The sequence below is a fragment of the Streptomyces sp. MAI_2237 genome (assembly GCF_054189285.1).
On record NZ_JAJPGQ010000004.1, the window covers coordinates 94,929 to 116,917 of the forward strand.

The window sequence follows — 21,989 nt, forward strand, 5'->3', positions numbered from 1 at the left end:
TGTCAGGTCAGAGCTGACCGCGCCTCTCGCGCGCCCTGCAGGTCGATGAGCCGGGTACGACGTCAGCCGGGCATCCGGTTGAACTTGCGGATCTGCTTGTCGAAGATCCCGGCGGGGACGAGACGTCGCGCGGTGGTGATGCGTGAGGCGAGCGGTCCGGCGGTGTAGCGCAGCTTCGGCTTCGCGGCGGTGGCTGCCGTGACGATCTCCTTGGCGACGACGGCGGGGTCGTCGCCGGCCTTCATCGCCTCAGCGACCACCTCGTCGAAGACACGCCGCCGCTCCGCATACAGCGGCAGCGGGGTGTCGGGCTGCGCGGCATTGGCATCGAAGGCGGTCCGGGTGTAGCCGGGCTCGACGAGCAGGACGCGGACGCCGTGCTCGCGGACTTCGTGGTCCAGGGACTCTGAGTAGCCCTCGATGGCGTGCTTCGCGGCGACGTAGAGGGCCATGTAGGGCTGTGGGATGACGCCGAGGACGGACGAGAGGTTGACGATACGTCCGTGGCGCTGGGCGCGCATGTGCGGCAGGACGGCCTTCGTCATGCGGACGAGACCGAAGAAGTTGAGGTTGAAGAGGCTCTGGGCCTGGGCGACGGAGTTCTCCTCGGCGGCGCCGGCCGAGCCCAGACCGGCGTTGTTCACGAGGACGTCGATCCGACCGAACCGTTCGATCACTTCCTGGACGGCGGCGGTGACGGATTCGTCACTGGTCACGTCGAGGTCGAGGAAGGTCACACCGGCCAGCAGGGTCAGTCCCGAGGTGTTCCGCCCGGTTCCGATCACCTCGAACCCGGCTGCGGCGAGGGCGCGAGCGGTTGTGTTACCGATCCCCGATGACGCCCCCGTCACGAGTGCTACCGGCCGTTGTGTCGCCATGACGGACTCCTCGAGCAATTGAATTACGATCGTTTACCTTACGGTCGTAATACTATGATGATGGTGAGGGGTATGGCAAGGAGTGCGGCCCCGGCGGCCACATGGCCGAGAACCTCCGGCTTGGCGTGGGTCGTCGACGACGGCCTGCAACGCCACTCCGAAGGCTCAGAGCGCCACGCCGTGACGCAGCCCGCGCGGCACGCACCATCCCGCCGTCCCGACTGTGGCAACTCAGTGATGTCGGCACCGTCGCCACTTGACTAGCCATTCGGCAGGTGCCGATAACCCCCTGCTCCAGCCAGGCGAAGCATCGACTCATTGGTCTTGCAGGGTCATGTCCCGCGGGGTGGTGTAGTCACGGCAGCTGTTTGGGTTCCGGTTGTGGGGTGATCTGCGGTTCGGGTTCGGTTGGTTTGGTGGTGAAGAGCTCGGCCGTGGAGGCTTCGGAGAGGTGGCGGCGGTCGAAGACCTGCCACTCGTCGTGGAGTTCGGCCAGCACCGCGGCGGCGAGCCGGTCCAGGGCGGCGGGGTTGGGGAAGACCTGGACGACGTCGGCCCGCCGTTTGATCTCCCGGTTCAGCCGCTCCAGCGGGTTGGTCGACCAGATCTTCTTCCAGTGCGCCGGCGGGAAGTCAGCGAACGCGGTGATGTCGGTGGCCGCGTTCAGCAGCATCGTCTTGACCTGCGGGAACTGTCGTCCGAGCATGTCGGCGACCACGTTTAGCTGGGTGCGCACTTGCTCTCCGGTGGTCTGCGCGAAGATGGTGCGGATGGTGGCGGCGACCATCTCCCCGGATCCCCTCTCGATCACCGAGAACACGTCCCGGACGAAGTGAACCCGGCACCTTTGCCAGGCCGCGCCGAGGAAGACGGTGCGGATCGCGGCCACCAGACCGCTGTGGCTGTCGGAGATGACCAGCTGGACGTTCTCCAGGCCACGGGCTCGTAAGGACCGCAGGAACTTCGTCCAAAACGGCTTCGACTCGCTGTCACCGACCATCAGCCCGAGGATCTCGCGGTGCCCGGTGGCGGAGATGCCGGTCGCGACGACCACGGCCTGGGAGACGATCCGGTGATTCACCCTCGCCTTGCAGTAGGTGGCGTCCAGGAAGACGTAGGGGAAGACGGTGTGATCCAGCGGCCGTTCCTTGAACGCGGTCAGTTCCTCGTCCAGCTCACCGCAGATCCGCGAGACCTCCGACTTGGAGATCCCGCTGTCCGCACCAAGAGCTTTGACCAGGTCATCGACCGAGCGCGTCGAGACACCGTGCACATATGCCTCCATCACCACGGCGAACAGCGCCCGATCGATCCGCCGCCGACGCTCCAGCAGGGACGGGAGGGCGCGCACCTTGGGGATCTTCAGGTCCAGGTCGCCGGCCTACGTGGTCAGCAGCCAGCCTCTCCCGGTGGCCGTTGCGCCAGGTCGTGCGCGTCTCGGAGTGCTCACGCGGCGCGGCACCGATCACCTCGGTCGCCTCCGCCTCGATCAGCTCCTGCAGGATGCGCTCGCACACCACCCTGATTGCTTCAACTCCATCGGCCCGACGTAGTGACTCCAGCAGCCGCATCAGCTCAGACTGGGACAAGGCCATCGCGTGCTCCTCCGGTTGAACTGGCCGTTCACCAGGGAGACTTGCGGGATGGCCTGCCCTTGTTCAGGGAGCATGCACCACCAGCAGGTGCACGCCCCGGGCAGACACCCGCGCGTTCCGGGACCCTACCGGCTACACCACCTCACGGGACGCGATCGACCTTCCTGCGCGATTCGCTGGGACGACGAGGGGAGAACCAGCGCTAGTCAGTGGGTGAGGCGGAAGCCGGTGACGAGATCAGACTGGATACGAACGATCTCATCGACATCCCGGTCCGTCCACGGCACCAGTAGCGCCCGGTAGCGAGCGGCCTCCCACTCCGCGGTGACCAGGCGGGCCCGGCCGGTGACCATCACGCTCCACCCGGTACGGGTGTACGGATCGAGGTCGTCGGCCTCATAGACCACGACCTCGTCCACAGTCGTGTGGCGGGCCAGCGCCGATCCGGGATGGGTGCGGATGACGACCGTGTCGCCATCGACGAGATGATTCACCGGACGGATGACCGGCAGCGCCTGCCGGGTGAAACCGACCCGCCCGAACGCAACACCGCCCAGCAGTTCCAGGCACTCCTCCCGGCCCAGTTCGATCATCCGAGCCGCGCGGACGGCGGCTGCGGGTTCGCTTTTCATGGCCGCTCCCTCAAGACCGCGGACATACCACTGAAGCTTCAAGGATGCCCGTCGCGGGTCGGCGCAAGGCAGGGCCCTTCGGGCCCGCCGGTTCGCCATCCGGCCGCCCACCGCGCCGCTGATGGTCCCGCCCCTCGATCTTCAGCGTCGATCCGCCTGCCTACCGCGCGGCCGACGGCACCGGATGGTCCTATCGATCGTGGTCAGAAGCCGGCGCCGTCGACGGACTGGTGCTCGTTGCCCGCCGCCCCGCTCCAAGTACCGTGCCGTCCACTTTGGTCATAGCTACCGCTTGGGACGTGCGGCCGAGGCTTGCCGAGTGTCCGCACCAGAGCTGACGTGTCGCTGGATCTCCTGAGGGCCGTGCCAGTCCAAGCACATCGCGGTGGCATCGTCTTCGAGCTGGCCACCGGCAGCGTCCAGGACTGCGGTCGTCAGCGTCAGCGCGGCCTCCCGCGGGTGCAGATCCCGGGTCTTCGCCAGCAGGGCGGGCAGGTCGATCTCCTCCCCGTGATGTTCGAGCATGCCGTCGGTCAGGATGAGTAGGCGGTCACCGGGGCGCAGATCGAGGTCCTGCACACGGTAGGAGTGGGGCACACCCACGGAAAGCCCGAAAGGGTGGTCCACCTCGCAGGGGATCGTCTCGGCAATCCCCTCACGCATACGCAGTGGCCACGGGTGACCGGCGTTGACGAGCTGGGCCCGCCCGGTGTGGAGGTCGATACGCAGCAACTGCCCGGTGGCGTGACCGCGGCCGTGGTCGGCCAGAGCCTGGTCGGCCTGGTGGGCCTGCTCGGCCAGGCTGGCTCCTGCCCGGCGGGCACCGCGCAGAGCTCCCACCAAAACCGTGGCTGCCAGGGCGGCGTCGATGTCGTGGCCCATGGGATCGGTCACCGACACGTGCAAGGTGTCGCGGTCGAGGGCGTAGTCGAAGGTGTCGCCGCTGAGGTCTTCGGAAGGCTCCAGGCTCCCGCACAGTGTGAACTGTGCAGCCTCGCATGACAGTGACGCAGGCAGCAGCTGGTACTGGATCTCGGCCGCCAGGGTGGGGGGCCTGGAGCGTTTGCCCCAGGCATACAGGTCGGTGAAGCGGCCGTTGGCGATCACGACGTAGGCCAGCACGTGGGCAGCTTCCCCAACCGCGTGAAGGACACCTTTGTCGGGAGCGGCCGGCAGGAGCACTTCCAGCAGCCCGATGGCATCACCCCGGTTGGTGACCGGCGCGATCACTCGCTGTCCCTGGGCAGTCACCTCCTGGTGCAGGCGCTGGGTTCGGATCACCTTTTCGTAGACGCTGCCCAGCATCGGGATTCGCTCCGCTTCACGCCCCCCGTCGGCGGCACCGGCGGTGGACAGTCGTGCCACCGCTTTCCCTGTCAGGTCCACGATGAGGAAGGAGACCTTTCGGGCCTTGAATCGCCGCCGCAGGTCCTCCGAGACCACATCGACAGCCTCCACCGGCGCTGCCCTCTCCGCTGCCGTCAGCAGCCAGGGAAGCTCACTACGCCCACCACTCACGATCGCACCTTCCACCGCCCCCTGCTATCAGCGTGGGCACCGTCACGGTGAGCGTCAATGCGTGGCTGTCAGCGTGTGTGAAGACGGTCGATATGAGGCAACTTCGGAGGCGGAGGCCTCACAACTGCTCTGGCACGAGGCTGTACGGGAGTCCGGCCGCATCCGCCCGCTGCGAGGCAGCAGAGCCGAGACTCTCACCGGCTCCGGTCGCTTCGACGGGCCAACGTCTCATGAGACACGGCACAGTCTGGAGGACGACGGCTTCAGCGCCCTGCTGTCGGTCCGTGCCGGCCGCGCAGCGTACTGCACTCGCGGCCCGACACGGACATGACACCAGCGCCCCCGAAATCCTGGCCGGCGCCTCTCCCCTGCCCGATCAGACACCCCTGGACGTTGAGTTGGTCGTGTGGTCGAGCGGACGGCTCACGGCGGCAGGCCGAAGCCGAACACGGCTGCCGACGCCGGACCGGGGCGTCAAGGTCTGTATCGGGCACCAGGCGCCCGCCCATCCAACTCCATGCTGGCAATTGCCCGCCGCCGCCTCATCGACCGCTGCGAAACCCGACGAATCCTGCTGCCCCCTAACGGCCGATTGGGAGCAGACCGCCTCTTGGGAGAGTCCCACCGCCGTCCGGCCTCCCGCAGCCCCCAGCCCACCTGGAGGCTGCGCTGTCAGGCGGACAGCTCGGTGTGGAGGCGGATCGTGGTACCCGCCTGGGGGGTGGAACGGATCTCGACGAGATCGCAGACCTGGTGCACCAGCCACAGTCCTCGTCCGCCGATCTGCGTGGAGTTGGGCCAGGAGCGGCCTGCGAGGGGATCGCTGATGTAGCCGGCGTCACGGAACTCGCACACTAGGCGGTTCTCCTCACCCCAGGTACGCAGCACACCCTGGCCGCCGCCGTGCTGGATGCTGTTGGTGGCCACCTCTGTCGCGGCGAGATTCAGTTCGCGCAGTCGCAGGCCGTTCAGCCCGAGCGCGTGGGCACAGCCTGTGATCTTCTCCCGCAGGGCGGGCAGGTCACCGCTGGTGTAGACGAACTCCCCCGTCCGCGACGAACGCACGGCTGCGGTCCCACACATCGTCCGCGGGACCCAACACCTGCAAGACGTGATCGCCAGTACCGACTTCATCGAGCGTCGTCAACACGCGCGTCGCTCTCATCACGTCCCCCCCTCGCATCCCGTAGGCCTACCCTATGAGCCAGCCCGTAATGGTCTTCTGGTTGCCTCGGGGACGGCCGCCGCATGGCTTGCTGATCTATCCAGCGACGAAGCCGCGGCCAGTCCAGCGTCCTGGCGACAGCGATGCCGTCCGACTGGCGGCCTGACATGCCTGGCGGTCATTCGGCCGTCAGATGCGCTGGACCCGTACGGTCCCCATAGGCATGCACCTGGCCAACATCGGCAGTCGCTCAGCGTTCCTCGTCATGGACGAGACCCTCCGGCCTACCTTCGTCGCCGGTGAACGCAGCTTGTTGAGCGGGTCTTTCCCGCAGGGCCGCTCGAGGAGGCGTACCTGGTTGATCTGCTGGTGGCCGTCGCCCATGACCTTGCGCGGCATCACCGCGGCCGGCCGCGGTGAGCGGTCCCCGACCACTGTTTGGCCGGTCGCGGAGGGGAGGCTGAAGCGGGGGGCCTGGGCACCGCTGGTCAGGGTCCGATCGGCCTGTCCGGAGTTCGGCGAGTTCCCGCCCGGCCCGCTGCATGATCTCCCGGACGTCGTCGGGGATCTGCTACTGGCGGGCTTCGTAGAAGGTGCGCAGTTCGGCGTCCCTGGTCAGGCGCTCAAAGGCTCTGGCCAGGGGCATTGCAACGCCCGTGGGCCCATGCGTGCGCGATTTCGGTGAGTTCGCCGGGAGTAGGCTTGTGGACACCGAGGGCATTGCGTGCGTCGGCGGCCATGTCGGTGCCGTTCTCGGTGAGCAACAATGCCGGGCCCGCCAGACTGGGCCCGGGGGCAGGTTCACGTCATGGAACCGACTGCCGATCGTTCCGCGCGTCCTTCCGCACTGCTGCCGGTGCGGCTTTCCCTGGCACCGTATGCAGTCGTCCCCGGCGGACTCGATGGAGCATGGTGGCCCTACTCTCACGATCTCGCCGAAGAGCTGCCCCTTCTGGTGGAAGCGATGGACGGGGTGGGCACCATCACCAGGGTTATTCTGGGGATCCAGCTGTGGCCCCGTATTCCGCACCGGGTCGCGGTCGGCAGGGGGTACGTGACCGCCGGGTGGTCCGTGACCGGCCAGGAGCAGAACGTGATCTTGCTCTGCTCCTATCGCGACGGGTTCCGCACCCTGCTCGTCATTCCGCCCACGACGTCAGCCGACGCCGCCGACTGGCTGATGAACACGCCCGTTCCGGTCGACGGCAGCCGCACCGCCACCGAACTGCTGGCGATCGCGGCAGCTCGGCCCGAAGCCACTGATCCGCTGTGATCGGGAAGCGGCCGCCAGACCGCCCCGTCTCCCGGGCGGGTGCGCCAGCGGACCGGCCTGTTCAGCCGGCCTCGGCCCGCTCTGCCTGCGCCTTGGTGTGAGCGAGGCGGCAGGACTCGGTACCGGTCTGGATGATGGCGCCGTTGAAGGTGAGCCGGTTGACAACGGCCGCGCAGAGCCGGGGATCCGTGAAGGTCTTCGTCCACCCGGAAAACGACTCGTTGGAGGCGATGGCCACGCTGTTCGTCTCCGCACGCTCCGTCAGAACCTGGAACAGCAACTCCGCGCCGCGGCGGTCAAGTTCCCCATAGCCCAGCTCATCGCTGCATAAAAGATCGACACGGCCGTAGCAGGCGATGGTCTTCGACAGCTGCTTCTCGTCCGCGGCCTCGACCAGCTCGTTGACGAGTTTCGTGGCCAGCGCGTAGCGGACCTTGAAGCCGTTTATCGCCGCCTCGGTGCCCAGCGCGATCAGGAGGTGGGACTTCCCGGTGCCGGAGTCGCCGATCAGGCAGAGCGGCTCACCGTTCTTGCCCCAGTCGCAGGTGACGAGAGTGTTGACGGTGGCCGGATCGATTCGAGGTAAGCCTCGCCGGAGCACAGGACAAACTCGCCTTGCTCGATGCCGAGCAAGGCCGCGCAGCAGACCGTCGACTTGGGAAATGCCCCCTTCGTCGGCCTCGCCGGAGACACTTCTACGGTCGACCACCCGTGACAGGGCGGGACTCCGTCAGCTCTCCGCTACGTGCCCGACCTCCCTGACGACCGCCCCGACCCCGGACACGGCGTGGTGGATGGCCCCGCCCGCGAGGATCAGGGCGCCGAACAGAATCCAGCCGCCCGGGCCGCTGATGACTTGAAGGTCCCAACCGGACGCCGCAGGGTTCTCCGTCGGCCCGCGCAGTATCTCCCTGGCGATGTGTGCCAGGCCGGCCGTGGCGCTGGCGGCTCCGGCAAGCACCAAGCCGGTGACACCGATGGCGAACCACTCCGCTGTCCCGGAGATCTCTCCCATCGTTCCCGCCTCCTCGCCAGCGCGGGAACCCGGCGCCAGGCCGCCGACCTCGCCCTTCGCCAAAGGCTCCGGACCTCTGCGCCAGTCGACACCGAGGAAATGCACCAGCGGCATGCGACGTCGCAATCGCCTCAATTGCTCACCGCGGCCTACCAGAGCCCGGCGGAGGAGCGCCGCCCGGCTGACGGTGAGCCCCACAAGCCTGCTGCTTCTGATCGGCGTGGAGGTCCCCTGCTCCGGACTCCGGGTGTGCAGTCAACCTGCGGTTGGGGTTCGACGCGCCGGGCGCGGTTCTCACCTGGATGGTCCCGCCCGGATGTGTCACGCACAGCAGCTCACACAGACCGCACCTAGAGTCAAAAACAACAGATCATGGCATTCGTCCGGATTCGGACGGTTCAGGTGTGAAGGGCGGGTAGCCCCGTGGTGCGTCGTCCCAACATCTTGCTGATCGTCACCGACGAGGAGCGTGCCGTCCTGCCCCGGGCGCAGGGGTACTCGCTGCCCGCCAGGGAGCGGATCGCCGCCCGCGGTGTCACCTTCGACCGCTACTTCACCGCCTCCGCGCAGTGCAGCTCGGCGCGGTCGGTCCTCTACACCGGCCAGCACCTGCCGCTGACCGAGATCTACGACAACGACAACATGCCCTACATCCGCCCGCTCGACCCGGGTCTGGGCACGCTGGGCACGATGCTGCGCTCGGCCGGCTACTACTGCACCTACCAGGGCAAGTGGCACCTGTCCAACGCCTACGTCTCCCCGCAGAACCCGGCCCCCACCACGAACGCCCTGGAGCCGTACGGGTTCAGCGAGTTCAACGACTGGGGCGACATCGACGGCGGCGCCTGGGCCGGGCTGAAGCTCGACCCGGTGATCGCCGGGCAGGCCGTGCACTGGTTGCGCGACCGCGCTCCGGTCGTCGCGGCGCAGCAGCCGTGGTTCATGGCGGTCAACTTCGTCAACCCGCACGACATCATGAGCTTCGACTACGGCGGCCGGCCGCAGGTGCAGCTGCCGCCGGTGCTGGCCCATGCGGTGCGGATGAAGGCCGCCGCCGACATTCCGGTCTACCGGCGCCGCTGGGACTTCGACCTGCCCGCCAGCCTGCACGACGACCTCTCCGGCGCAGCCCCGGCGATCACCGAGTACCAGCGCATGACCGACACCGTGTTCGGGCCGGTGGCCTCCGACGAGCACTGGTACGACGGCCTGAACTTCTACCTCAATGCCCTGCGCGACGTCGACCGCAGCATCGAGCACGTGCTGGACGCCCTCGACGCCTCCGGTCAGGCAGGCAACACCGTCGTGGTCTTCACCGCCGACCACGGCGAGATGGCCGGCTCCCACGGCCTGCGGCAGAAGGGCAGCCTGGTCTACGACGAGAATCTCCACGTCCCCCTCGTCATCGCCCACCCCGACCTGAGGGCCGGCGTGCGCACCGATGCCCTCGCCTCCGCGGTCGACCTCGCCCCCACCCTCCTGGCGTTCGCTGGTCTCGACCCGGCCGAGACCGCGACCCACCACCCCGCCCTGAAGGGCCGCTCCCTTGTCTCCGCACTGCACGGGGGGCAGGTGCGCGACGGCGTCCTGAGCGCCATCGAGTCAATCATGATGCTGGACGCCGACTTCTGGTTCGAGTTCGCCGACCCCGACGCCCCCCGGCGCATCGCCGCCGGCGAGCTGCGCCCGGACTGGACCAAGCGGGGCTTCCTGCGCGCCTGCAACGACCACCGCTACACCTTCGGCCGCTACTTCGCACCCCTGACCCCGAACCGGCCCCACTCCGTCGACGAGTTGTTCGCCCACAACGACGTCGTGCTCTACGACCGTCAAGAAGACCCCGCGCAGATGCGCAACCTGGCCGCCGACCCCGCACACCGCGACCTGGTCACCCGCTACAGCGCCATGCTGGAGCAGTTGATCGATGCGGAGATCGGCACCGACACGCGCGCCTGGGTCACCGAACGCCCACGCCTGCTGGGCTGGCCCACCTGGCACGGCGACACCGAACCGGCCGCCCACGCAGCCCCGAGGCGCTGACGGCAACGCACACCGCCCGGCCCGCCCACCCCGGCAGCGCCAGCAGCAGCCGACTCCTCCTCCGCTCCGGTGCTGGCGAGCTGGGCGAGGCGATCTCCTGGTTCCGTCGGGCCGCCGACGCCGGGGGCGCCGTAGCTCTGCATGGCCTCGCCAGGTGCCTCCTGGTCACCGGGAATCCGTGTGTGGTGGAGGAGGCGCTGACGCACTACCGCAGGGCGGCGAACCTCGGCCGGGTCGATGCGCGTTACAACCGCCGCACCTCAAGGGCGCGGGGGCCGAGCCGCGCTTCGAGAAGGCGGCCGCTGCGGGACACCGTGACGCCGCAGTCCATCTCGCCGGCATCCGGATCGAACGCGGCGACGCGACCCTCATCGTCTCCGAGCTGGTCATCAACGCCACGCGGCACGGCGGCAGCTGTCGTCTGTACCTGCACGTGTCCGGTACCCAGGTGAGCATCGAGAGGTACGACGGCAGCCTCGGCCGACCCGGTGTGCGGCCTCTGGCGACGTGGAGTGAGAGCGGGCGCGGGCCTGGCCGCGGTGCGGTGCCTGGGCACGCGCTTCGGCATCGATCCGGTCGACGGAGGGGGCGACAGAGCGCGTGCAGTGCCGGCCCTGTGAACGGACCGGACATCGCTCCCCCACCCGCTGCGTCCACCTGCTGGTGCACTATCCGCCGAAGGTCGCCCTGTCCAAGCTGATCAACTCCCTCAAGGGCGTTCTGAGACGCGTTCCCTTCCCCGGTTGAAGCCGGGGATACCCACGCAAGATCAGGGATGGAATACAGCACAACGCCCACCGAAGCCCCGCTCGTGGACGAGGGGCACGCCTATCGCATGCCCCTGCCCCGTCTGGCCCTCACCCCCGGCGCCGGCCACGGCCCGCTGGACGGCGCATGGTGGCCGCGCTGTGACGCGCTGGAACTGGAACTGCCATCGCTCGTCGCCGCGTTGGGGTACCACAGTACGCGTCACCGTGGACGCCGCCCAATGGCCCGACGTACCGCACAAGGTGATGGCACCCGGCCGAGTGATCACCGTGGAGCCGACGGGTTCTGCGGGTGAGGAGCATGTCGTCGTCCTGGATTGCCGTGCCGTCGGGCGCTGGGTGCTCCTGGTCGTTCCGCCGCGGTCATCCGTCGGCGCAGCCGCACGGTTGATGAACGCCGCTGCCGATCCTGCGCTCCGCCTCGGCGTGAGCGCGCTCCTGACCTCCTGAGGTGGCAGATATCTGTCATCTCGAAGGGAGAATTTAAGGCGGGCAGAGGAAATTCTCCCTTCCGCACCGGCAAAACGGAGTGCCGCAGCGCCCCGAGTGGGTCAAAATCTGTGTTCGCGAAGTGAGACTTTGCCGGACCGCGTGGTGAGGGTTTTTGTCGCACCGCGTCGAGCAGAATTGCGTTATGCGCACGGGCCGTTCCAGTGTGCTACTGTCAATGCGAGTTGCAGTTGTGGTTCCCGAAACTTCAGGTGCCCCTGCCCGGTTCTGCCGGGTGGGAGCACTTCTGTATTTCCGGTCATTTCCGGCGGGGTAATCATCGCGGCGACGCGGTGTCCGCGCAGTGCGGATTCCGATGTACTGCCCCAAGGAGATATGACATGGCTGCTGGTACCGTGAAGTGGTTCAACGCGGAAAAGGGCTTCGGCTTCATCGAGCAGGACGGTGGCGGCGCTGACGTGTTCGCCCACTACTCGAACATTGCCGCGCAGGGCTTCCGTGAGCTGCTCGAAGGCCAGAAGGTCACCTTCGACATCGCGCAGGGCCAGAAGGGCCCGACGGCCGAGAACATCGTTCTCGCCTGACGCTCACGCACAATCTGTAGCTGGGGCCCGCATCCTTCGGGGTGCGGGCCCCAGCTGCACGCGTCTCCTGAGCCGGTTTTATCCGCGGGAGACGCGGAGGAATCTGCAGTCGCAACACACGCGACAACGCGACTCCTCCTTCAGGCGCGCAGGCGCATCCTGCAAGCTGCACCGCAGTCGACGCCCGGAACTCAGGGCCTCCATTGCTTCCCCCCTTTCAGCATATGTGCCCCGGAGATTTCCGTCGGCCAGATCTGCTGTCTTTTGGCATCGGTCCATACTTGTAATTCTTCGTGCCGCTCACCGCAGCGGGAATTCCTTGATATGTGCCGCATCGAGGAAGGTTCCGCATGAACCGCACCCGCACGAACGACCGCTCCGCCCGCGCCCGTAGGGGCAGTGCCGACGCCGGAAAGGGTGGCAGCCGCTTTGCGACGCAGGCACCGCCCCGTTCCGGCGGGCCCGCCCGCTCTGGCGGTTCCGGCCGCCGGCCCGCCGCGGTGCGCGGTGAGTTCGCGCCGCCCAAGACGATCACCCCCGCACTGCCCTCCGTCGAGGCGTTCGCCGATCTCGGCATGCCCGCACAGCTCCTGGCCGAACTCGGCAAGCAGGGGGTGACCGTGCCGTTCCCGATCCAGGGAGCGACGCTACCGAACTCCCTGGCGGGCCGTGACGTCCTGGGCCGCGGGCGCACCGGTTCCGGCAAGACCCTCGCCTTCGGCCTGGCCGTGCTCGCCCGTACTGCCGGACGGCGTGCTGAGCCCCGCCAGCCGCTGGGGCTGATCCTGGTACCGACGCGTGAGTTGGCCCAGCAGGTGACTGATGCGCTCACGCCGTACGCCCGTTGTGTCGGGCTGCGGCTGGCCACGGTGGTGGGCGGGATGTCGATCGGCCGGCAGGCCAGCGCACTGCGCGGCGGGGCCGAGGTCGTCGTCGCGACGCCCGGACGCCTCAAGGACCTCATCGACCGCGGCGAGTGCAGGCTGAACCACGTGGACATCACGGTGCTGGACGAGGCCGACCAGATGGCCGACATGGGTTTCATGCCGCAAGTCACCGCACTGCTCGACCAGGTGCGTCCGAAGGGGCAGCGGATGCTGTTCTCCGCCACCTTGGACCGTAACGTCGACCTGCTGGTGCGCCGCTATCTGACCGACCCCGTCGTGCATTCGGTCGACCCGTCGGCCGGCGCGGTCACGACGATGGAACACCACGTCCTGCACGTCCATGGCGCCGACAAGCACGCCGCTACGACCGAGATCGCCGCCCGCGACGGCCGCGTGATCATGTTCCTGGACACCAAGCACGCCGTCGACCGGCTGACCCAGGATCTGCTCAACAGCGGGGTACGGGCCGCGGCACTGCACGGCGGCAAGTCGCAGCCGCAGCGCACCCGCACACTGGCGCAGTTCAAGACGGGACACGTCACCGTGCTGGTGGCGACCAATGTCGCGGCGCGCGGCATCCACGTCGACAACCTCGACCTGGTCGTCAACGTCGACCCGCCGACCGACCACAAGGACTACCTCCACCGCGGAGGCCGCACCGCCCGCGCCGGCGAGTCCGGCAGCGTCGTCACACTCGTCACACCGAACCAGCGCCGAGGCATGGTCCGCCTCATGTCGGACGCCGGAATCCGGCCGCAGACCACCCAGGTCCGTTCGGGAGACGAGGCCCTGAGCCGGATCACCGGAGCCCAGGCCCCGTCCGGCATCCCGGTCGTCATCACCGCACCGGTGGTCGAACGCCCCAAGCGCAGCGCTACCTCCCGAGGCCGACGCCGCCCCTCCTCCGCGACCCGGCGCACCCCCGCACGCCAGTCCGGCTTCGGCGCGGTGGCCTAGACCTTGGTGATCAGGAAGCCCGCCCATCTCTGCAGGAGGCACCCTTTGACGCTGGTTCAGACACAGTCCCTCCCGGCGGACGCCGACCCCGCGCACAGGACGGCGGTCGAGGTCATGGACGCGGCCGGACCGCAGGTCTGCGACGACATGAGCGTGGAGGTGGCGCTGGCCGTCATGGCCGCCGCCCGCACGGTCCGGCTGGTCGTCTGCGACCAGGACGGCGAGTGCACCGGTCTGGTCACCCATGCCGAACTCGCCGCCGTCCGTGACAGCTCCGACTACACGGACCGTGTTCGCCTGAGCGACATCCTCGGCGACCACGGTACGTTCGCCTCACCCGTGACCACGATGGCCGAAGCCGAGCAGGCGATGCGCGCCCGTCGTCTCGGTGCCCTGCCGGTGGTCGACGAGCAAGGCAGCGCTCTGGGCGTCCTCGCCCTCTCCCACTGAAGCTCCCACCCCCGGTCGGACCGTTCTCCCCTTCTTCCTGTGAGGCCACATGCGCTGCGTCATCGCCCGTTTCCCCTTCGAGCTCACCAAGGGCGGAGTGCTGGAATCGATGAAGGGCGTCAAGCCCGAACCGGTCACCGGCGAATCAGTGATCATCGGCCGTCGCCACTACCCCGTCAAGCAGGTCGGCCAGGTCATCACCCGCCAGGACCGCCGTGACTTCAGCGCCGCCGAAGTCCTGCGGGCCATGGCTCAGCTCGGCTTCACCTGCCGCGCCGTTCCCAAGGCAGCACCCCTGGGCATTCTCAGCCCGATGCAGCACGCCTCCGCGATGCTCGGCACCCCCGTGACGGTCTGACCGGGTAAACAGGCACGAGCCGACATCCGACCAGCAGTGTGGGCCCGACCGGTACGCCGGCCAGGCCCACACCGCGTGCAGCAGATTCTCGTCGCCGTCGCGCAGTGGCCGGAACAGCTGAAGTCACCCCTACTCCAGACGTCGACGTCCTCGATCGCAAACCCGTACATCCCACCCGCATCCGGGATCCCCAGGGTGCCCTGCAGGATCCAGGCGACAGGGAAGTGCAGGTACATGGAGGCCGACGGCCCATCCTGCTTCGCGAGCGAGCCGAAGACCCGGTCGCACTCCACCCGGGCGATGACACCAACGAGGAGTTCATATGCCCGTCGGCCTCGGCACAGCACGCACGGACTACACGGCGTGATCATTTCTGTGGTGACACGGCGTGCGGGCGTGTAGCGTCTGTGCCAGCTGTCGTGGTTCGGAATTCCCTCTTGCCCACGCCTGTGGTGTGGGCGTTTTGCTGTGCTGTGCCGCAGGAACCAGGGCGATCACCTCCGTCTGCCACATGGAGTGGGAGGCGTTCATCGACTGGAAGGCATGATCATGGCTACGGGAACTGTGAAGTGGTTCAACGCGGAGAAGGGCTTCGGCTTCATCGCTCAGGATGGCGGCGGCCCCGATGTCTTCGCGCACTACTCCGCGATCAACTCGACCGGCTTTCGTGAGCTCCAGGAGGGCCAGGCCGTGACCTTCGACGTCACGCAGGGCCAGAAGGGGCCGCAGGCCGAGAACATCAACCTGGTCTGACCTCGCAGACCTGCCCGCGGGATCGCGCACGCGGGCGTCCGGTGGCCGCCGCGCACGCAGGCCGGCCCGCCCGGACGAAGACGCCTGCTCTCGCGCCGACGTGAACAGGGTCAAGGGCCGCGCAGCCAATGCTGCGCGGCCCTGCTGTTGCGGCACGGGGCCGGTCACCCCGCGACGTGGGGCCCGGGCAGTTTCCCTGCGTCCCACCTGCGGTCCGCATCCAGAACGCGCCAGGGCGGTATCCCCGATCCCGGAGCCACAACTCCCCCTGACGAGACTCCCGTTGCCTCGCGGTTTCGCGACCACGATGGTGGCGGGGCCGCGGCCGGAAACCAGGGGTCGTGCTGCCGGGCCGGGGCTCAGGCGTCGATGATGACGGGGATGATGAGCGGCTTGCGGCGGTGTGTGCGGAACGCCCAGTTCGCCACGGCGCGGGCGACGAGTTGTTCGAGCTGGCGGGCGTCCCCGACGCCTTCCTCGGCGGCGGTGGCCAGGGTCTTCTCGATGACGGGGATGACCGGCTCGAAGGTGGCGTCGTCGTGGACGAAGCCCCGGGCGAGGAAGTCCGGGGCCTCGGCGAGGGCGCCGGTGTCCGCGTCGACGATCGCCACCACCGTGACCACGCCTTCGGCGGCGAGGGTGAGGCGGTCCTTGAGGGACGCCTCGGTGGCGCCGCCGACTTCCATGCCATCCACGTAGACGTTGCCGGCGGGGACCTTGCCGGTGATGGATGCGCGCCCGTCGACCAGGTCGACGACGACGCCGTCCTCGGCGATGACGACCCGTTCGGGATCGACGCCGGTCCGGATGGCGAGGTCGCCGTTGGCCCGCAGGTGGCGCCATTCGCCGTGCACGGGCATGACGTTGCGGGGTTTGACGATGTTGTAGCAGTAGACGAGTTCGCCGGCGCTGGCGTGCCCGGAGACGTGCACCTTGGCGTTGCCCTTGTGGACCACGTGGGCGCCCCACCGGGTGAGTCCGTTGATCACCCGGTAGATGGCGTTCTCGTTGCCGGGGATGAGGGAGCTGGCGAGCAGGACGGTGTCGCCCTTGCCGATGCGGATCATGTGGTCGCGGTTGGCCATCCGTGACAGCGCGGCCATCGGCTCGCCCTGGGAGCCGGTGCACACCAGGGTGACCTTGTGGTCCGGGAGTTTCTCCAGTTCCTTGGTGCTCACGACCAGGCCGGAGGGGACCTTCAGATAGCCGAGGTCACGGGCGATGCCCATGTTGCGGACCATCGACCGGCCGACGAAGGCGACCTTGCGGCCGTGCTGGTGGGCGGCGTCCAGGACCTGCTGGATGCGGTGCACATGGCTGGCGAAGCTGGAGACGATCACCCGGCGCGGCGCGGTGCGCATCACTTGCTCGATCGCCGGGTTCAACTCCCGCTCGGAGGTGGTGAAGCCGGGTACTTCGGCGTTGGTGGAGTCGGTGAGGAACAGGTCCACGCCCTCCTCGCCCAGGCGGGCGAAGGCACGCAGATCGGTGATGCGGTCGTCGAGAGGGAACTGGTCCATCTTGAAGTCGCCGGTGTGCAGCACCATCCCGGCCCGGGTGCGGATCGCGACCGCGAGACTGTCGGGGATGGAGTGGTTGACCGCCACGAACTCGCAGTCGAAGGGCCCGAAACCGCGCCGGTCTCCCTCGCGCACCCGCACCGTGCGCGGCCGGATGCCGTGCTCCTTGAGCTTGGCCTCCAAGAACGCCAGCGTCAGCTTGGACCCGATGACGGGGATGTCGCGCCGTTCGCGCAGGAGGTACGGCACGCCGCCGATGTGGTCCTCGTGGCCATGGGTGAGGACGATGCCCACGACGTCGTCCAGCCGGTCCCTGATCGAGGTGAAGTCCGGCAGGATCACGTCCACGCCGGGCTGGGTCTCCTCGGGGAACAGCACGCCGCAGTCGACGATGAGGAGCTTGCCGGCGTGCTCGAAGACGGTCATGTTGCGGCCGATCTCACCCAGGCCGCCCAGGGCAATGACCCGCAGCCCTCCTTCGGGAAGGGGTGGGGCGGCTTTCAGTTCGGGGTGCGGATGGCTCATACCCCTGACGGTACCCGGAGAGCGGGACAGGATGATCCATGGCCCGTGTGAGCCGACGACCGCTCGATATGACCCACCGGGTGAAGATCTACTGGTATCCGTCTCATCTGCCCCCTGCCCCAACTCAGGAAGGCAGCCGCGGCCCCGGACGCCAGGGGCGCTTTGCGGGGCGCGCGGGCCATGAGCACCTCGCCTATGAGCACAGAGAAAACGCAGGGCAAACCGACAGCCCGGCATGCGCTCACCTGCGGCACTCCCAGACAGAGGTATCGCACGTGGGCGGGCCAGCACCGCCCCGGTCCGCGCGGATGGCGGTCCTCTCACCGTCGATGAGACGGCCGGCCGCAGCAGCTACACCGACCGGCAGATCCACGCCCCGGCCTCGCACTGCCCGGCATCGAGTCGGCCTGAAGGACCGCGCAGCAGGTGACGGACAGCGGTGCCGATCAGGTTGTTCTAGCTCAACACGCTGATGTCGAGCAGCAGCCACTGCGACCAGCCCTCCCCCAGGCCGTCGCCGCTCGCCGGGTCGAGGTTCCAGGGCGGAAGCTTCGGACCAGTGGCCTGTCGTGGGTGCGGGGTCGGAGCTGTAGGCGGCCTACACCGCGGCGATCACTGTTCGAACGTATCGGTCTCGGCACCGTGCCACTCCTGGCGGCGGCACGGCGCCCCATGCCTGACTCTGCTGCACGCCCAAAGTCGGCTCACCACGACTCGCACCGGCCGCCGTGAGGATCCAAGCAGGGCCTGGCACAACGTCACGTGTTCGAAGGGCCTGCGCGGTGGCGCCACGAGCCGGGCGGCTGATACGGCCTCACACCATGAACCCACCGAGCGCGTCGGCGGCAGTCGAGAGCATTTCGCTCGTCAGTGGTGTTACTGATCGCCGTGATGACCGTCAGCAACGCCGCAAGTTCGTCGGCGTCGGGCGCCCCGCGCACTACGCGAATCAGCTCGGCCGATCCGGTTACGGTGAACATGCCCTCACCGTGCGCTCGAACGGACCCCCTTGCAGTCGCACCTACGCCGTCCGGGTGAAACAGCCCTGTTGTCCCAGCAGACACCCGCACTGTTCCGGCGTAGCAGACAGCTTCACACGGCGCTGGTTCAGGCGAGCACCCACCGCAACGGCCACCGTCACCGTGAGCACCGCCACCGGCAGCATCACCACGCGCAGCCGCTCCCACCCCGGCGCGGCCTCCCAGTGCCCACCAGCCGACCCGGCACGCACGCCGCCGTTACCGAACAGGACCTCGCACTGCCGGCAGGCCCCAGCTGTTCCCTCCAGCCAGTACGCGCCGCTCAGCTGAGCGAAGACCACATCGTCGCCCTCATGCCGTACCGCATCCACACCCGGTTAACGACCCGCTCCGCCGGCAGGCAACGCCGGACATGGTGGATGCGAAAAGCGGGGCTCACTGCCCCGCCCGCGGCCGGTGGCTGCCCGTTCAGGCCGAGGTCGGCTCCTCGCGGCCCTGTGCGCGTAGTTGTTCGTTGATGCGCTGGGCTTCCTCGAGTTGGTCTTCGAGGATGATGATGCGGCAGGCGGCCTCGATGGGAGTGCCTTGGTCGACGAGTTCGCGGGCGCGGGCGGCGATGCGCAGCTGGTAGCGGGAGTAGCGGCGGTGCCCGCCTTCGGAGCGCAAGGGGGTGATGAGGCGGTGTTCGCCCAGGGTGCGCAGGAAGGCGGGGGTGGTGCCGAGCATCTCGGCGGCTCGCCCCATGGTGTAGGCGGGGTAGTCGTCGTCGTCCAACGGGGTGACGGCGCGGGAACTGCCAGGGGGCATAGACCTCTTCTTTCAACGGACGCGTCGAGGGGCCCGGACGCCATAGCGGCGCCCGGGCCCCGAGCTTTCAACACCATCTACCGGCCTGCTGCGCCGGCCTTGTGTATCCGCAGGTTCCGCCTGGGAGGGCGGGGCTGCGGGGATCGCGGATGCGTGACCGGGGACCACCTTCCAATCCGGGGCCTGCGGTACCCGGGCGGGCTACTTCCTTGCCCGGGCGATCCTGATGGCGTCTCGCTCCTTACCTTCGGTTACTCGGCTGTACTGCTGGATACCACGGGTACTGCTCACGGGCCCCTCGCGGGGCCGTGTCCTTCTTGACCTGCCGGCACGGCAGTTCGTGTCTGCCGTGCCCTCTTCGACTTCCTGAGTACGAGCAGAACAGTACCCCCTGCGACACTCCAATGTCTACTGCCGCCATGAGAGGTTTTCTCCACGGCCGGCACTTGGACTTTTTACGCAGGTACATCCAGAAGAGTGTGGTCCCGGGTGAAGCCCGGGCCTGGTGATCGGGGTGAGCAAGGGCGATCACGGCTTCGGTCGTCGGCCTCCGACGGCCGTTGCCGGGCTCCTTGCGGGCACGTTTCCCCCAAGGTGTGGCGGTCGCGAACGGCGCTATGCAGCGGCGGCTGTTGCCCTGGGGGTGGCCGCCATCCGTAGGCCGACGTCCACGAGGGCCCAGCCGAGACGGGTACGGAGATCCCGCGGGGGGCGAGTCGCTGCGGCGAGACGGTGTTCATCGGCTTCGGCGCGGAGTTCGGTGGCGCGGGCATGGTGCAGGGCGAGGTGGTTGTCGGGGTGCATCGGGGTTCTGGCCTTTCACTCCGTCGTGAGGGGGAACGCGTGCGTGTGGATGCGTACCTGGGCGCTGTCGATGTCGTCGTCCGTGGCCCGGTCGCGGTAGGTGTCGATGAGGGCGTGCATCTTCTCGACGAGTTCCTGGGTCAGTTCGGGGGTCAGCCGCAGCGTCGCGCTGCTCATGTCCCAGGTGCGGTTCCATTCCTCCGGCCACGTCTGGCGGTTGCCGAGCCAGGTCGACAGGTCCCGCGTCTGGGTGGTGGCGACTTCGTGGAGGTACATGTCGGCGGCCCCACGCACGTCCGGGCTGGCGTCGGTGAGGAGTGCGTCGTCGAAGCGCAGGCCCCTGTGGGCCGCCTTCCACCACCGCTCCCGGCCCTTGCCGCGCTCGGGGGCGTCCTCGATGAAGCCGTGCAGGGCGAGCTGTCGCAGGTGATAGCTGGTCGCACCGCTTGATTCGCCCAGCTTGTCGGCGAGTTGGGACGCGGTGGCGGGGCCGCCGAAGCGCAGGGCGTCCAGCAGGCGCATGCGCAGCGGGTGTGCGAGGCCACGCAGGGATCGAGCATCGAGATTGCGGACCTGCGCATCGTGGGGCTCGTTCATGCCCGCAAAGATAGCGATGCAAAGGAAGCATTGCAACGTATTCTTTGCATCTTGTGCAGGGGTGATCGCGCCTCGGGGCGTTTTCGCTGGTTAGCCGGGCGCACGGTGCTGCCGGCAGCGCGCGTGGCGAGTTCGCCGGATCGTGTGAGGGAGGAAGCGTGCGCGGCGATCACGGTGGGACCGCGGTCGTCGGCCGGCGTGGCGACGGAGGCGAAGGAAGCGTGCGAAGTGATCACGGTGGGGCCGCGGTCGTCGGCGACGACCCGCGCACCGGCCGAGTGGCCCTGCGCGTGGCCGGTCTCGATCGTGGCTCCCAGGCCCAGGGCGAGCACAGTAGCGACGATTCCGACGAGACCAGCCGACCTGCACCCCATGACGTATCCCCTTTACGTGGTATCCCCGGTTTTTCCCGGTTCCTCTTCCCGACACCACGCACTCTCCCGACCCCCGTTCCCGGACCGTTCCCCCGGCGATACCGCCTCCCGGGCGGGGCCGGGAAGGCAGGCGGTATCGGCAGGTGGGAGGGGGTATGACGGCCCGCGAGGGCATGCTTGGCCGGCCCCGGGCGCAGGGGATGGACGGGGCCGACGGGGCGAGGCGGCGGGCGGTGGCGGGTATCCCGGTCCCGTGGCGGGGCGCGGACGGCCTTATGGGCACCCACCCCGATGGGAGCCCCACTCGATTGCGGCTGTGCGGGGATGCTGCCGGGCGCGGCGGGCGGGTCCGCAAAGCGGTACCCGATGCCCCCCGAGGTCCGATGCCCCGCCTCCGGGAGCAGGCTGCCCCGGCGTGCGGCACCGCTCCCCCGCCCCCGCTGGGCACGGGCCTTCAGTCCCGGCCCAGCACCGGCTCGCGGGCATACACCGTCTCGCCGGCACCCAGCCGACAACTGACCACGCGCGGACCGCGTTTGGTCAGCACGACGGTGGTCCAGGCGCGCCCGGAACCGACGTCCGCCAGGTCCAGCAGTGCCCGCACGGTCGAGCGCAGTGCCGCCACCTCGTCCTCGCTCGGCCGCTCCCGACCGGTCCGCAGCGAGCCGGGGCAGCGTCGCGGGACGATGTCCACGACCGTGTGCATGCTGCTGTCGCTCACCGTCTCGACGCTGAACTCGGGGCCCTCCCACGGCTCCTCGTCCGCGTACGGCACGGGCGGCGCGGCCCCGTCGCCCTCGGCCCACCGTTCGACGGCCGACAGGTCTTGCAGAATGCGGCGCAGCCCCTCGGCGACGTCGATCCGGTCCGGCGGATGGGGATGCTTCATCGGAGACTCCTCCTGGAGAGAACTACTCCAGCACCCTGGAGCCTGCCGTTCCCGTTCGCGTCCCGTCCGGCTCCTGTCCGAGCCGGCGCAGAAGAAGTCCGGCTTCCCCTCGCATTCCGGCCCGAGGCTCTCCCCATCGCCGGCAGTGAGTGGCCGCCGCTGCCGCGTCTT

The 21,989-nt window shown here is 68.5% G+C and carries 17 protein-coding genes and 5 pseudogenes; 9 read left to right on the forward strand and 13 right to left on the reverse strand.

The annotated features are described in order from the left end of the window. Positions 1-62: 62 nt before the first annotated feature. From LN251_RS27530 to LN251_RS27550, 5 genes and pseudogenes are all read right to left on the reverse strand, one after another. Positions 63-878 carry an oxidoreductase gene (locus LN251_RS27530; protein ID WP_458246884.1) on the reverse strand — a complete coding sequence of 272 codons (816 nt, stop codon included), beginning with the start codon at positions 876-878 and terminating at the stop codon, positions 63-65. Between the two features lie 355 nt (positions 879-1,233). After that, positions 1,234-2,473, reverse strand: a pseudogene (locus LN251_RS27535) (IS256 family transposase). Positions 2,474-2,679: 206 nt separating this feature from the next. Further along, entirely contained in the window at positions 2,680-3,066 is a 387-nt protein-coding gene (locus tag LN251_RS27540; protein WP_458246885.1) for a pyridoxamine 5'-phosphate oxidase family protein, read from the reverse strand. 324 nt (positions 3,067-3,390) lie between these two features. Next, positions 3,391-4,563, reverse strand: a complete 1,173-nt coding sequence (locus LN251_RS27545; RefSeq protein WP_458246983.1) for a PP2C family protein-serine/threonine phosphatase — start codon at positions 4,561-4,563, stop codon at positions 3,391-3,393. Positions 4,564-5,295: 732 nt separating this feature from the next. Then, positions 5,296-5,667, reverse strand: a pseudogene (locus LN251_RS27550) (ATP-binding protein); the annotation flags it as partial. A 929-nt stretch (positions 5,668-6,596) separates the two neighbouring features. Here LN251_RS27550 and LN251_RS27555 point away from each other — a divergent pair. Continuing rightward, positions 6,597-7,061: a DUF5994 family protein gene (locus tag LN251_RS27555; RefSeq protein ID WP_458246886.1), complete on the forward strand. Its 465-nt coding sequence runs from the start codon at positions 6,597-6,599 to the stop codon at positions 7,059-7,061. Positions 7,062-7,122: 61 nt separating this feature from the next. Here LN251_RS27555 and LN251_RS27560 read toward each other — a convergent pair. Next, positions 7,123-7,644 (reverse strand): annotated as a pseudogene (locus LN251_RS27560) (ATP-binding protein); the annotation flags it as partial. A gap of 147 nt (positions 7,645-7,791) precedes the next feature. Beyond that, positions 7,792-8,076 (reverse strand): hypothetical protein, encoded by a 285-nt coding sequence (locus LN251_RS27565; RefSeq protein WP_458246887.1) that lies wholly within the window; start codon positions 8,074-8,076, stop codon positions 7,792-7,794. A gap of 423 nt (positions 8,077-8,499) precedes the next feature. Here LN251_RS27565 and LN251_RS27570 point away from each other — a divergent pair, with 423 nt between their 5' ends. From LN251_RS27570 to LN251_RS27605, 8 genes and pseudogenes are all read left to right on the forward strand, one after another. Further along, a complete protein-coding gene (locus LN251_RS27570; protein WP_458246888.1) occupies positions 8,500-10,116 on the forward strand; it encodes a sulfatase-like hydrolase/transferase in 1,617 nt (538 codons plus the stop codon). A gap of 651 nt (positions 10,117-10,767) precedes the next feature. Continuing rightward, a pseudogene (locus tag LN251_RS27575) lies at positions 10,768-10,845 on the forward strand (transposase); the annotation flags it as partial. 106 nt (positions 10,846-10,951) lie between these two features. Continuing rightward, a pseudogene (locus LN251_RS27580) lies at positions 10,952-11,333 on the forward strand (DUF5994 family protein). Positions 11,334-11,713: 380 nt separating this feature from the next. Further along, positions 11,714-11,917, forward strand: coding sequence for a cold-shock protein (locus tag LN251_RS27585; protein ID WP_014145516.1), 204 nt, complete (start codon positions 11,714-11,716; stop codon positions 11,915-11,917). A gap of 350 nt (positions 11,918-12,267) precedes the next feature. Then, the gene (locus LN251_RS27590; RefSeq protein WP_458246889.1) at positions 12,268-13,761 is read left to right on the forward strand and encodes a DEAD/DEAH box helicase; all 1,494 of its coding nucleotides are present in this window, start codon (positions 12,268-12,270) and stop codon (positions 13,759-13,761) included. 45 nt (positions 13,762-13,806) lie between these two features. Next, positions 13,807-14,211, forward strand: a complete 405-nt coding sequence (locus LN251_RS27595) for a CBS domain-containing protein (protein WP_458246890.1) — start codon at positions 13,807-13,809, stop codon at positions 14,209-14,211. Positions 14,212-14,260: 49 nt separating this feature from the next. Next, positions 14,261-14,569 carry an SCO5918 family protein gene (locus LN251_RS27600; RefSeq protein WP_458246891.1) on the forward strand — a complete coding sequence of 103 codons (309 nt, stop codon included), beginning with the start codon at positions 14,261-14,263 and terminating at the stop codon, positions 14,567-14,569. A gap of 549 nt (positions 14,570-15,118) precedes the next feature. Next, on the forward strand, positions 15,119-15,322 hold the full coding sequence (locus LN251_RS27605; RefSeq protein WP_055495910.1) for a cold-shock protein: 204 nt from the start codon (positions 15,119-15,121) through the stop codon (positions 15,320-15,322). A gap of 359 nt (positions 15,323-15,681) precedes the next feature. Here the strand turns inward: LN251_RS27605 and LN251_RS27610 are convergent, their stop codons facing one another. From LN251_RS27610 to LN251_RS27635, 6 genes are all read right to left on the reverse strand, one after another. After that, the gene (locus LN251_RS27610; protein ID WP_458246892.1) at positions 15,682-17,367 is read right to left on the reverse strand and encodes a ribonuclease J; all 1,686 of its coding nucleotides are present in this window, start codon (positions 17,365-17,367) and stop codon (positions 15,682-15,684) included. A gap of 758 nt (positions 17,368-18,125) precedes the next feature. Further along, positions 18,126-18,347: an acyl-CoA carboxylase subunit epsilon gene (locus tag LN251_RS27615; protein ID WP_458246893.1), complete on the reverse strand. Its 222-nt coding sequence runs from the start codon at positions 18,345-18,347 to the stop codon at positions 18,126-18,128. Between the two features lie 468 nt (positions 18,348-18,815). Next, positions 18,816-19,154: a MerR family transcriptional regulator gene (locus tag LN251_RS27620; protein WP_458246894.1), complete on the reverse strand. Its 339-nt coding sequence runs from the start codon at positions 19,152-19,154 to the stop codon at positions 18,816-18,818. A gap of 819 nt (positions 19,155-19,973) precedes the next feature. Then, entirely contained in the window at positions 19,974-20,555 is a 582-nt protein-coding gene (locus tag LN251_RS27625) for an ArsR/SmtB family transcription factor (RefSeq protein WP_458246895.1), read from the reverse strand. Further along, a complete protein-coding gene (locus LN251_RS27630; protein ID WP_458246896.1) occupies positions 20,552-20,887 on the reverse strand; it encodes a hypothetical protein in 336 nt (111 codons plus the stop codon). Before LN251_RS27630 ends, LN251_RS27625 begins: the two co-directional genes overlap by 4 nt. Positions 20,888-21,383: 496 nt before the next feature. After that, positions 21,384-21,818 carry a hypothetical protein gene (locus tag LN251_RS27635; protein ID WP_458246897.1) on the reverse strand — a complete coding sequence of 145 codons (435 nt, stop codon included), beginning with the start codon at positions 21,816-21,818 and terminating at the stop codon, positions 21,384-21,386. Between the last annotated feature and the right edge of the window lie 171 nt (positions 21,819-21,989).